The sequence below is a fragment of the Flavitalea antarctica genome (assembly GCF_054461535.1).
In genome coordinates this window covers 1-12,931 of record NZ_JBTLQG010000038.1, presented here as the reverse complement: position 1 = coordinate 12,931, position 12,931 = coordinate 1, and the positions used below count along the sequence as shown (strand labels likewise).

The following is a 12,931-nucleotide window of genomic DNA, read 5'->3' as shown; positions in this document are numbered from 1 at the left end:
TTACTTTTGCCTTTCAACAGTTCATAAGTATGGAGGCTCACCCGAAAATTTCATTCGACAATACTGAATACGCGTTTGAATATAAATCCGACAAAGACCTTAAGAGAGCGTCCTTACTTTTTTCTTCAATGGGGGTACCCGCACTTGTAAAACTTGGAACCAGCTTAACACCTCTTGCCATAAAACTCGGGTTGCCTGTTAAAGGCATTATCAGGAATACCATCTTTAAACAATTTGTAGGGGGTGAAACCCTGGAAGACACCGCCAGGGTTGCGGATAATTTAGGCAAATATGGAGTTCAGGTAATCCTTGATTATGGCGTTGAAGGAAAGGATGGAGAAGCAAACTTTGACCATGCCACTGAGGAGTTTATCCGCGTTATTAAATATGCTTCAACACAACCAAATATTCCACTGATGAGTATAAAAGTTACCGGGTTTGCCCGGTTCTCTTTACTCGAAAAACTGGATAAAGCTGCCAGTGACAAAAGTGGTTATGAAGGCATTGTGCACACGGAGGTGCTTACTGCTGCCGAAAAGGCTGAATGGGAAAGAGTGGTTAACAGGATGAAGAAAATCATTGCCGCAGCGGAAGAAGGAAATGTAGGCGTTCTGGTAGATGCGGAAGAGACATGGATACAGGATCCGGTAGATGCGCTGACCATGCAGATGATGCAGCAATATAATAATGATAAGGTTGTTGTTTACAATACGATCCAGCTATACCGGCATGATCGCCTGGTATTTCTGAAGAACAGCCTGAAACAAGCTATCAGGGAGAACTTCCTACTTGGTGCGAAACTGGTGAGAGGTGCATATATGGAGAAGGAAAGAAAACGCGCGGATGAATTCGGTTATCCTTCACCTATTCAACCATCCAAACAATCAAGCGATGACGATTACAACGAAGCAGTCGAATATTGTATTGATCATATTGACCGGATCGGTTTGATCATAGCTTCGCACAACGAAGAAAGTAATATGCGGGCGACCGTGTTGCTTGAAAATAAAGGCATACCGTTCAATCATCCCCACGTTCATTTTTCGCAGCTGTATGGCATGAGCGACAATATCACTTTTAACCTCGCGCGGGCAGGTTGCCATGTAAGCAAATATCTTCCGTTCGGTCCCATCAAAGATGTGATTCCATATCTCATGCGACGCGCCCAGGAAAACAGTTCTGTCTCCGGACATACCGGGAGGGAACTGGGGTTGATCAAAAAAGAATTGAAGCGCAGAAAGAAGTAATCAGGAAGAAGAGGTAATCAGGAGGAAGAAGGATTTAGGAGAAAGAAGTAATTGGGTGAAAGAAGTAATCGGAAGAAAGAAGTAATTGGAAGAAAGAAGTAATTGGGAGAAAGAAATAATTGGAAGAAAGGAATAATTGGAAGAAAGAAATAATTGGAGAAAGACTTAATTAGTAGCAGGCGTCCCCATGAAGAAATAGTCAAATGAATTTCAGATGAAGGATGAAATCGATATTTATTATTTTATATTTGCCGACTCAAAAGGACCGCTAGCTCAGTTGGTTTAGAGCATTACTTTGACAGAGTAGGGGTCACTGGTTCGAATCCAGTGCGGTCCACCTACGCCCTTGGCGGTTGATTTTTTAGTGTGGTTGAATTTTACGGGCTTCGGCGGACGAAGTCCACCTACGGGCCTTTGGGGATTTGCGATGTGGTTGAAGATTACGGGCTTCGGCGGACGAAGTCCACCTACGGGCCTTTGGGGATTTGCGGTGTGGTTGGAGATTACTGGCTTCGGCGGACGAAGTCCACCTACGGGCCTTTGGGGATTTGAAGTGTAGTTGAAGTTTACCGGCTTCGGCGGACGCAGTCCACCTGGGAATTGGGTCAGAAAGTTGGTTCATCGATTCTTAGGCCCGGACCTACTACTTCCATTTCATGGTTTTCAAATAACTTATTTATCGCTGCCGGTGTGGGATCGTATGTTAAGGCTGCGACTTCCAGCAAAAAGGCTTCGAGTTTTCCCGCTGGTTGCATGGTCACGATTGCCTTCCCCGTTTCACTTAACAATGACCAGGCATGTGGAACCTTCCTTGGTATAAACAAATGATCACCCGCATTGAGAGTATATTTCTCATCACCCACTACAAACAGGTACTCGCCTTCTGAAATGTAAATGGTTTTATCCTGGGATTGGTGAAGATGAAGAGGCCAGCCACGTCCCTGCATTAATGAAGTTTGCTCAAAAATGGCGAGCTCTCCTCCGGTGTCATTACCAGAAATTTTTACATCAACATTAAGTGACAAACTACCCCGCAGCTCAATGTGGCCATGTATCCTGCCTTCCCCGGATTTTACCTGGAATCCCTTTTCATTACGCAAAAACAGTCCTCTGAAGTGTGAGAAAGATTGAAAGGGAAGAGATAGGGAAGCCAACAGCGATAACAGAAATTTATTCCTCTTCATTGGTCATGTTTTTGCTATTCACAAAGATAACATACTGTTACCTTGGGGAGGCGGCTGTATCTCCGCGCCTTCGTTGTTTAGATCAAATCGCCGGATATCTCAAAGTGTAATAAACATTGGAATGTCAGGTGGAGTATCTAAATTTGAAAGAATTGCTGCCGTCATTGAAAATGTGATGCGGAAATAAGAGTTAAAAAAGGCCCGGCTTTTTTTGATTCCTATCTCATAATTCATAAATACTAGTACGCTATGCGCTACAGATCTCAACTCTTTCGACTTATCGTTTTCTTCCTGGTACTCACGATAGGGAACAGTTTCCGCGACAACGATAACCTCAGGAATTCAAGAAGAAATACGCATCATGATCTTTTACCTGCCGATGGCCCGTTTAAAGGTGCCTGGGCCCTGAAAGAAAACGGCGGCGAACAGGTAGTGGTCTTTATCGACAATTATTTTACCCATACTGCTTATTCGACTTCCGCTAAAAAGTTTGTGTCTACCCAGGGCGGGAAGTACCGAGTCGATGGAAATAAAATAGTCGTCAATTTTGAATTCAGCACCGTCGATAAAAATCTTGTCGGGACGGAAGCGTCTTTCAATTATTCCATACAGGGAAATACACTCAACACTGATATCACTGGCACCCGGGCTTCCTGGGCGAAGGTCGATGATGGGACCGGGGCTTTGGCCGGCAACTGGCAGATAACCGGCCGCATGCAGGGTGATAAAATGAATGAAATGAAACCCGGGGCGAGGAAGACAATAAAAATTCTCACCGGCACCCGCTTCCAGTGGGCGGCGATAAACACCGAAACCAGGGAGTTTTCCGGCACGGGCGGTGGGACTTACACATTCAAAGACGGCAAATACACCGAAAATATAGTGTTTTTTTCCCGCGACAGTAGCCGGGTCGGAGCGAGTCTGAGTTTCGAAGGAAGCGTGGAAAACGGCAAATGGATCCATAAAGGCCTGAGCAGCAGAGGTGAAAAAATTCATGAGGTCTGGAGCAGGTCTGCTTTGCCAATGTAAGGCTTGCGAATGTAGGGCTGGCTGCTGAGGCTTACGTAAAAATTGCTTAAAATTGACTTCCGGGTAGTGTTTTAAACCGTTCTGGATCTTATTTTGCAGGTCGCCCGTAACTGATACCCATTGTTAAACCTGATTTTCCGGATTAGTAGCCCCAACATTGCGTTACTTAAACTGTTCGACATGGTATTATTACTTGCCTCATTTGATGAGTTTACTTTATTTCTTAAGATAGTGTTATGGATAGCAGTACCCCTTATCATCATAAGTTTTATAGTAACCACCATATTTCATTATCGTCAGAAGAAAAAAAATGCACTCCGGCGCCTGGAGAATCCTGACCTGCCGGTGGACCAGGTTGTCGATATTTCGCTGGTTTCCAGGTTACAAAAAGAGGTGTTGCATTATAAGAAAAGGATCAGGGAACTTCAGCATGCATTGACTTTTGCTAAAGAGGTTATTCCACCGGAATCTCTTAACCTGAGGGTAGCTGCTTTAAATGATGAAGTATCGACGCTGAACGGCAAGGAATTGATCGAACACCTGCCCCCGGTGCCAACGACATCAGAGTACCAGGTAAAAGAGGATCTGAGTGATAATAGTGTTTTGGGAGCAAGCCTGTTTTCTTCTGATACAGACTCGCCCGCCTCATCAGCCTACCTGCACGACCTTATCAATGAACAAAAAAGCCATGTTTTCTTTCTACAGCAGCAGCTCGAAGCCCGGATCAAGGCGTTCCATGAACTCGAATTTCAGTTCCGGGACAATGCGGCACTTCTCGAGAAAATGACCATATCATATGAGCATGTGAAACAGCAGCTTGACGACAGCGATGCGGCGGCGAGCATGTACCGGATTGAAAAAGATTCGATGCAGGAGCAAATTAACCGGCTGGAGAACAGCCTTAAAGAGTTGCAGGATCAGCATAACAAGAGCCTGCGGTTGTTGGACCAGGGTCCGGCAACTACAATAGATAAAAATCTGAGTACCGCCGAAGGAAACACCGATAAACCAGATAAGACATCAGGAACCTCAAGGGTTAACGAAACTGAGATGGCTGAAACTGGTCATTCCTAAGCCTGAATTCCTGACAGCTATTCGATACAACTATTCCTTAAGCCCGTTCCCGAAGCACATTCGTCAGGTCTGTTCCGTGAATTCCATTCCTGGATTCGTTCCTGAAGCCAGTTCCCGAAGCACATTCGTCGGGTCTGTTCCGTGAATTCCATTCCTCAATTCGTTCCTGAAGTCGGCTCCCGAAGTGCATTCCCCAAACCTGTTACCTGAATTCAGTTCCTGAAACCGGTCCTAAAATAGGTCCTGAATTGCATTTCCGAAATCAGTTCCTGAAGTCCATTCCCGAAATCAGTTTTGAAGTCCATTCCTGGAGGCCTTCACTGAAGCCCGCTCCAAAGTCCATTCATGAATACTTGAGGATCAATTCCCGAAGATCGATTCCCGAAGTTGGATTCTGACACTGGCTTCCTGATGGCAGATTCCTTACAGGGGACTTAGACCTCACCTCAACCGTGGATAATATTTGATATAATCCTGAAAACGGGGTTAGTGATAATTGTGTGCGACTTCAAAAAAACTTATGCCCCGCATGTGAATAGATGAAACTTTAAATTAAGCTTCTTATCATAAATTGCAGCCATGCAACAGTATCTGGACCTGGTAAAGCATATTATAGACAAAGGAGTCGGCAAAAGCGACCGTACCGGCACAGGAACAACAAGTGTATTCGGGCACCAGCTTCGCTTCGACCTCCAAAAAGGGTTTCCCCTCGTTACCACCAAGAAATTACACCTGAAAAGCATCATTCATGAGTTACTCTGGTTCCTCCAGGGCGGTACCAATATTGCTTACCTGAAGGAAAACGGTGTCAGGATCTGGGACGAATGGGCGGATGAAAATGGAGACCTGGGACCCGTGTATGGCAAGCAATGGCGCAGCTGGGAAGGTGCGAATGGCAAGGTCTATGACCAGATTTCGGACGTGATCAGGCAATTGAAAACTAACCCCGACAGCAGACGGATGATCGTAAGTGCCTGGAACGTTGCCGACCTCGAAAACATGGCACTGATGCCATGTCACACAATGTTCCAGTTCTATGTGTCACCTGCCACTTCGCCCGACTCGAAACCAAGGTTGTCATGCCAGCTGTATCAGCGTTCCGCAGATGTATTCCTTGGTGTGCCTTTTAATATTGCTTCTTATGCATTACTGACGCTGATGATAGCCCAGGTTTGCGATATGTTGCCGGGTGATTTTATACACACTTTTGGAGATGTTCACCTGTATAGTAATCACCTCGAACAGGCAAATCTTCAACTGAGCCGTGAACCATTCCCTTTACCAGTTATGAAAATAAACCCGGAAATAAGAAATATATTCGACTTCAGTTTTTCTGATTTTACCCTTGAAAATTATCAATCACACCCTGCTATAAAAGCTCCCGTAGCTGTATAGCTTCATTGTTTCAATTAATTCAGCCGGAATGATTATAAGTTTAGTTGTAGCCGCATCAGATAACAATGTTATCGGGAAAAATAATAAACTACTCTGGCACCTTCCAACCGACCTGAAATATTTTAAGAATGTTACCTGGGCGATGCCAGTCATCATGGGAAGGAAAACCTTTGAATCCCTCGGCAAACCATTACATGGCAGGTATAATATTGTCATCACCCGAAAAAAGAACTGGCAGCCTGAAGGTGTGGTAGTAGTAAACGATCTTCAGTCTGCATATAAGGCTGCCGAACAGGCCGATACCAAAGAAGTATTTGTATTGGGTGGGGGTGAGATATATGCTCAGGCAATTGGAAGGGCCAACAAAATTCATCTTACCCGGGTTCATGGGAAATTTGATGGAGACACACACTTTCCGGCATTGGATAACTCGTGGAAGCTGTCTTACAAAGTAGATTTTCCCAAAGATGAAAAACATGAATACCCCTTTTCTATCGAGGTTTGGGAATCTAACAGGAAAGTATAACCGAAACAGGATCTCCCGATGTATTCCCCCGTTCGGCTGGCTTTCAAATATCTTCGTTATTATATCCATTCATCCAACTCCAGGGGTCACGGGATACATTCCCCATTCGTATTTGACTTCATAAAAAATGTGTTGAACGACCGGTCCCGGTACTCCGTTTATGATCAGATCGAGTCGGAGAGAAAAATAATGTTAAGAGATCATTCTTTGCTGCATGTTACTGATTTCGGCGCTGGGTCTGGTCACACAAAAACAAAAAACAGGAGGGTAAGCGAGATTGCAAAACATGCGCTGAAACCACCGAAATATGCAAAGCTTTTGTTTCGGATGGCGGCTTATTTTAAACCGGAGACCATGATGGAGCTTGGTACTTCGCTGGGCACAACCACAGCATATCTTGCATTGGCCAGGCCATCTGCCACGGTTTTGACATTTGAGGGGTCAGACGAAATTGCTGCGTATGCAACTCAACTGTTTAAAAAACTCGGCATTAAAAATATCAGCCAGATAAACGGAAACTTCGACGACACCATCCCACCAACACTAACAAATACGGCTAAAGTTGACTTTATTTTTATTGACGGTAACCACCGGTTTGAGCCAACTATCAACTATTTTCAACAGCTTCTCCCGGCAATCCATGAGTATTCAATAGTGATAATGGATGATATTCACTGGAGCGGGGAAATGGAAAAAGCCTGGGATTATTGCCGCGTGCACGCTGCAGTTACCATGAGTATTGACCTATTCTTCGTTGGCATTCTTCTTTTCCGGAAAGAATTCCGGGTACCCCAGCACTTTAGTATCCGATTTTAAAACGGCTCGGCTAGACACTACAAAAAATTTTTGGTACCTTAATGCCCTCAACATCCATTTAAACTATGATAATTGGCGTACTCAGAGAACCAACATTCGAAACCAGGGTTTCAGTTCTTCCGGATATCGCCGCCGCACTAATCAAAAAGGGAGTGCAGGTTTATGTTGAAAAGGGTGCAGGCGAACGGGCTTTTGCCTCTGACCCTGATTACGCACTTGTTGGCGCAACGCTTCATACCCGCGAGGCTGTTGTAAAAGATGCTGATCTGATCTTATGTATGCATCCACCGGAAACACCTGCCATCGAACAATTCGCGTCAAAAACACTAATCGGCATTTATCAGCCGCTATATTCCCCGTCAACGGTTGCCAATTGGGCTTCTGCCGGTATCACGAGTTTCAGTCTTGACATGCTGCCCCGGACAACCAGGGCACAAAGCATGGACGTGCTAAGCTCCCAGGCAAATATTGCAGGGTATAAAGCGGTATTGCTTGCTGGGAATACTTATAGCCGCTATTTACCCATGCTGATGACTGCCGCAGGTAGTATAGCACCTGCCAGGGTACTAATCCTTGGAGCAGGTGTTGCAGGTTTGCAGGCAATTGCAACTGCAAAAAGACTCGGATCGGTTGTAGAGGTATTTGACACGAGGCCAGCAGTGAAAGAAGAAGTGATGAGTCTCGGGGCGAAATTCATAGAGGTGGAGGGAGCTGCCGACGCGAGTAAAGCCGGTGGTTATGCTGTTGAGCAGACCCCGGAATTTATGAAGAGACAGAAAGATAAGATCGCAGAAAGTATAGCTAAAGCTGATATTGTTATCACTACTGCCCAGATACCAGGTAAGAAGGCCCCTTTGCTTATCACTACAGAGATGATAGAGCGAATGAGAAAAGGTTCAGTTATTATTGATCTCGCCGCTGGCACAGGTGGCAACGCTGAGCTTACCGTCAACAACCAGGCGATTGTTCATCATGGTGTGACCATAATCGGTAATTCTGTGTTGCCATCAACGATGCCCTCGGATGCAAGCAAATTATATGGCAAGAATGTATTGAACTTCCTTCAGCTCATCATAACAAAAGAAGGAGGACTGAACCTGAATTTCGCTGATGACCTGGTGATAGGGTGTTGCATCACACATAATGGTACGGTGATGCATGAAAAGGTAAAAACGCTGCTGACTGAACCGGCTTAGTCCTAAGGGGAAGAAGCGTTCAACACCGTAAATGGGGATGACGATCATCTTTCAATCAGTAGGAGTTGGACTGTGAATAGCGACGGCCATCAATCAACCGTAATAACTTGAATACTATGCATAGTGATGTTGGCTATCAATTAACCGGAAGCATAAAAGAATGATGAAATGATTTTCTATGAATAATTTTCTTGACTGGGTTCTATTGAATGAACAGATGATCTACATCGTTGCCCTCATGATCTTTGTGGGTATAGAGGTGATAGGCCGTGTGCCATCCGTGTTGCACACACCACTTATGAGTGGTGCCAATGCCATACATGGTGTTGTTATCATTGGCGCAATCATCGTGATGGGTAAAGCCGAAGCAGATAATTATCCCGCACTGGTACTGGGATTTCTTGCGGTGATTCTGGGTACACTAAATGTGGTTGGCGGATTTGTTGTAACTGACAGGATGCTGGAAATGTTTAAAAAAAAGAAATAGGAATCTATTGATATGGAACTAAGTATACTCACTCTCATTTATATCATCGGATCCCTGACATTTATCATCGGTCTTAAGATGTTGTCTAACCCCGCATCCGCACGAAAGGGTAACCTTATCGCCGCCGGTGGAATGACGCTCGCAATACTGGGGACCATATTTCTTTATGAAGATGAAGGCATAGGCCTGGGTAATTATGCCTGGATCTTTGCCGGTCTTGCGATAGGAGGGGTTATCGGAACACTTGCGGCCAGGAAAGTCAAGATGACCGCAATGCCGGAGATGGTTAGTTTGTTCAATGGCATGGGCGGCGCCTGTGCTGCACTCATATCAATAGTTGAATTTAATCATCTGCTCTCTCAACCCGTTGTTAATACCAGCGTGGTCTTTTCAGCTACCCGCGAGCATGTTGAGTTTTCGATGGACAATGGAATTTCAACAAGCCAGTTGCTTATTATTCTTGCCGGGCTTGTAATTGGTGCTATCTCTTTTGCCGGTTCCATGATCGCGTGGGGCAAACTGAATGGAAAGATCAATGACTTTGCTTTCAAAGGTCAACACATAGCCAATCTTATCATTTTTGGTTTGATACTGTTAGGAGCAGCATGGCTGCTTATTCACATCAATGATGCTTTTGTGGTGGCACCTGTTTTCGGTAACGATCTCCGGGTCCAGGTCACATCCTGGCCATATATTTTATTCTATAGCATTGTTGCTTTATCCCTCATATACGGGATCCTTTTTGTACTGCCTATCGGTGGGGCGGATATGCCGGTGGTTATCTCTCTTCTTAACTCCTTTACCGGTGTTGCAGCCGCATGTGGCGGCTTCCTGTACAACAATAAGGTTATGCTTACCGGTGGAATACTGGTTGGCGCAGCGGGAACCCTGCTTACTATCCTGATGTGCAAAGCGATGAACCGTTCATTGCTGAATGTATTGATAGGGTCATTTGGCGGGGGAGCAAAAAGCTCAGAAGGCGCGAAAAAGGACCAGGGTAACTATAAAGAAATAAGCCTCACCGATGCTGCAGTAGTAATGAGTTATGCCGCTAAAGTGATCATCGTTCCGGGTTATGGCCTTGCTGTTGCCCAGGCACAGCATGCATGCCATGAGCTTGAAAAAATGCTGACAGAGAAAGGTGTCGACGTAAAGTATGCTATTCATCCTGTTGCAGGCCGGATGCCTGGTCATATGAACGTGCTACTTGCTGAAGCTGACGTTAGCTATGAAAAGCTGGTTGAGATGGAACAGGCCAATGAAGAATTTCCATCTACTGATGTGGTGTTGATTCTTGGCGCCAATGATGTCGTGAACCCGGCAGCCAAAACCGATACTAATTCCCCGATCTATGGGATGCCTATCCTGGATGTTGAACTCGCAAAGCTGGTAATCATCAACAAGAGAAGTATGAAGCCGGGTTATGCCGGGATTGAAAACGATCTGTTTTTCCAGCCAAAAAGCTCCATGCTGTTTGGTGATGCCAAGAAAGTTTTGCAGGATCTTATCGCTGAGGTTAAAAGCGTGTAGGTTATCTGACAATCGATACAAGGCTTATCTAATTTAATCAACTTCGCCGGAGAGGCGTAAATTTGCCAATGTCCTTACATAACTTGCCCGAGTCATTATTAAACAGCCTTGAAGGTGTTCCCGGATTCGACAGGAAAAAATTCGAGCAGGTTCATTCAAGCCGGGCAGCGGTCACTGCCATTCGCTATAATCCATCCAAGAGTGCGGGTTTAAATCCTGATCAGAAATACGAGCGGGTGCCATGGTCATCATACGGCTATTATCTTCCAGAACGTCCGTTTTTTACTTTTGATCCTTTGCTTCATGCAGGTGTATATTATGTTCAGGAAGCGTCATCAATGTTTCTTGAGCAGGCACTGAGACAAACGGTTACGTTGGATCAGCCACTCAGGGTCCTCGATCTTTGTGCTGCCCCCGGAGGTAAGTCAACTCTTTTGCAATCATTGATAAATGCAGATAGTTTACTGGTAAGTAATGACGTGATACGTTCAAGGGCAAACATTCTCGAGGAGAATCTTACAAAATGGGGTGCCGAAAATGTTATCGTCACTAATAATGACCCGAAGGATTTTGCGAGGCTCGAAAATTTTTTTGATGTGGTGGTTGTTGATGCGCCATGTTCGGGTTCGGGGTTATTTCGCCGTGATCCTGACGCTGTCAGGGAATGGAGTGAACAAAATGTGGAGCTTTGCTGCCAGCGACAGCAACGTATTCTTGCTGACATAATGCCCTGCCTGAAAACGGATGGAATATTGATTTATTCAACGTGCTCTTATTCGCCGGATGAGGATGAAGCCATCGCTGACTGGCTCACAGATGAATTTGCAATGGTGAACCTCCCCCTGCTGCTGGATAGTGATTGGGGTATCGTGCCTTCTTTATCTCCCAAAAACAAGGCCCAGGGGTATAGGTTTTATCCGGATAAATTGAAAGGTGAAGGTTTTTTCCTGAGCTGTTTCAGAAAGGTTGAGGGCACAACTCAACAAGTGAAGCCACCCAGGAAAACGATGTTGCAAAAGCTATCAAAAGAGGAGCACAGCATTGTGTTACCGTGGATCGATAACGACATACCCCTGTCCATCTGGAAATCAGGTGACCTGATTTTTGCAATGCCATCGGTACTTACTGATGCATTACTGATTATTGCCGGAAATCTTTATATCAGGAAGGCCGGGGTTGCGATCGGTAAGGTGGCTGGAAAGGATATCGTGCCGGATCATTCTCTTGCTTTGAGCAACGTTATAAGTAAGAAAATTGTTGGCATATCGTTAAAACTCCAGGAGGCGCTACAATATTTACGGAAGGAAGAAGTTAAAACAGATGGTTCGTTAAGGGGATGGGCACTTGTTTTGTACGAAGGAGTTAAACTTGGATGGATAAAAGTATTATCAAACCGTACAAACAACTATTATCCGAAAGAATGGCGCATTCTCAAAAGCGAAAACAATTAAAATATTTCACATCTTTGTACGATAGCAGAAACACAAGTTCTATGTTGAGAATCAGATTTATAGTTTTGTTAATAGTAGTGTGCCAGGCAGTAAGTTCTCAAACAGGATTGATCATCCAGGGATCTTCACCCAATCTTCACCTGGTGCATACCGTAGTAGCCAAAGAAAATTGGTACAGCATTGGCCGGATGTATAATCTCAGCCCAAAGGAATTAGCTCCCTATAACAAAACTTCAATCGATAAACCTCTGGCCATCGGGCAACTATTAAGAATACCATTAACTGCGGGCAACTTCTCACAGAATGATAAGAAATTACCGGATGAAACTTTTATCCCTCTCTACCATATCGTATCTGAAAAAGAAGGCATGTACCGTGTTAGTGTAAACTATAACAAGGTGCCTGCTGATAACCTTAAAAAATGGAACAACCTTAGCTCTGACCAGCTTAAAAATGGTACCAGGCTGGTTGTTGGTTATCTCAAGGTGAAGGGTGATCAATCTCCCTTTGCTTCGGGTGGATCTAACAAAATCACTGTAGGTGGTTCGTCACCAGTTGCGGTGCAGGAAACGGCCAAACCGGCTGCGGCGGATGCAGATGTCAAAAAAACCGAAGATCCAGGCTCCAGGGCAGTGACCCAAACTGCCGGCTCAAAAGCAACAACTCCTCCGGTGGTTCCACCAGCGTCAAAAGAAGAGCCTTCGCCTGTTCGCGAGGTGCCCAACTCAAAGCCGGAGGTGATCAATACGTCTTCCAACAATGGTGCACCGGCAAATCATAAGGGCGGTTTTTTTAAGAGCCAGTACAATGAAAGTGGAAAGACTACAACCGGAAATGCAGGCACTTTCAAAAGCACCAGCGGCTGGAGTGATGGCAAATATTACGCGCTCATGAACAATGTTCCGATAGGAACTATTGTAAAAGTAACTTTCTCTTCGACTAATAAATCGATCTATGCGAAGGTGCTTGGTCAGCTTCCGGAGATGAAAGAAAGCA

At 45.0% G+C, this 12,931-nt stretch carries 12 protein-coding genes and 1 tRNA gene; 12 read left to right on the top strand and 1 reads right to left on the bottom strand.

Annotation, left to right across the window (positions count from 1 at the left end; genetic code table 11):
* The first annotated feature begins 29 nt into the window (after nucleotides 1-29).
* A complete protein-coding gene (locus tag ACX0G7_RS23230; protein ID WP_458925923.1) occupies nucleotides 30-1,247 on the top strand; it encodes a proline dehydrogenase family protein in 1,218 nt (405 codons plus the stop codon).
* Nucleotides 1,248-1,509: 262 nt separating this feature from the next.
* A tRNA-Val gene (locus ACX0G7_RS23225) sits at nucleotides 1,510-1,584 on the top strand.
* Nucleotides 1,585-1,852: 268 nt separating this feature from the next.
* Here the strand turns inward: ACX0G7_RS23225 and ACX0G7_RS23220 are convergent.
* Entirely contained in the window at nucleotides 1,853-2,431 is a 579-nt protein-coding gene (locus tag ACX0G7_RS23220; protein WP_458925922.1) for a cupin domain-containing protein, read from the bottom strand.
* 249 nt (nucleotides 2,432-2,680) lie between these two features.
* Between ACX0G7_RS23220 and ACX0G7_RS23215 the strand changes: the two genes are divergently transcribed.
* The 10 genes from ACX0G7_RS23215 to ACX0G7_RS23170 form a co-directional block, all read left to right on the top strand.
* Nucleotides 2,681-3,460 (top strand): hypothetical protein, encoded by a 780-nt coding sequence (locus ACX0G7_RS23215; protein WP_458925921.1) that lies wholly within the window; start codon nucleotides 2,681-2,683, stop codon nucleotides 3,458-3,460.
* A gap of 180 nt (nucleotides 3,461-3,640) precedes the next feature.
* Entirely contained in the window at nucleotides 3,641-4,534 is an 894-nt protein-coding gene (locus ACX0G7_RS23210) for a hypothetical protein (RefSeq protein ID WP_458925920.1), read from the top strand.
* A 579-nt stretch (nucleotides 4,535-5,113) separates the two neighbouring features.
* Nucleotides 5,114-5,929, top strand: coding sequence for a thymidylate synthase (locus ACX0G7_RS23205; protein WP_458925919.1), 816 nt, complete (start codon nucleotides 5,114-5,116; stop codon nucleotides 5,927-5,929).
* Nucleotides 5,930-5,957: 28 nt separating this feature from the next.
* A complete protein-coding gene (locus tag ACX0G7_RS23200) occupies nucleotides 5,958-6,455 on the top strand; it encodes a dihydrofolate reductase (protein ID WP_458925918.1) in 498 nt (165 codons plus the stop codon).
* Between the two features lie 18 nt (nucleotides 6,456-6,473).
* Nucleotides 6,474-7,271, top strand: coding sequence for an O-methyltransferase (locus ACX0G7_RS23195; RefSeq protein WP_458925917.1), 798 nt, complete (start codon nucleotides 6,474-6,476; stop codon nucleotides 7,269-7,271).
* A gap of 65 nt (nucleotides 7,272-7,336) precedes the next feature.
* Nucleotides 7,337-8,467 carry an NAD(P) transhydrogenase subunit alpha gene (locus ACX0G7_RS23190; RefSeq protein ID WP_458925916.1) on the top strand — a complete coding sequence of 377 codons (1,131 nt, stop codon included), beginning with the start codon at nucleotides 7,337-7,339 and terminating at the stop codon, nucleotides 8,465-8,467.
* 178 nt (nucleotides 8,468-8,645) lie between these two features.
* Complete coding sequence (locus tag ACX0G7_RS23185; protein ID WP_458925915.1) at nucleotides 8,646-8,954, top strand: NAD(P) transhydrogenase subunit alpha part 2; 309 nt, start codon at nucleotides 8,646-8,648, stop codon at nucleotides 8,952-8,954.
* A gap of 12 nt (nucleotides 8,955-8,966) precedes the next feature.
* Complete coding sequence (locus tag ACX0G7_RS23180) at nucleotides 8,967-10,484, top strand: NAD(P)(+) transhydrogenase (Re/Si-specific) subunit beta (protein WP_458925914.1); 1,518 nt, start codon at nucleotides 8,967-8,969, stop codon at nucleotides 10,482-10,484.
* A 68-nt stretch (nucleotides 10,485-10,552) separates the two neighbouring features.
* A complete protein-coding gene (locus ACX0G7_RS23175) occupies nucleotides 10,553-11,935 on the top strand; it encodes a methyltransferase RsmF C-terminal domain-like protein (protein ID WP_458925913.1) in 1,383 nt (460 codons plus the stop codon).
* A gap of 41 nt (nucleotides 11,936-11,976) precedes the next feature.
* Nucleotides 11,977-12,931, top strand: a 955-nt coding sequence (locus ACX0G7_RS23170; protein WP_458925912.1) for a LysM peptidoglycan-binding domain-containing protein, incomplete at its 3' end; no start/stop codon positions are given.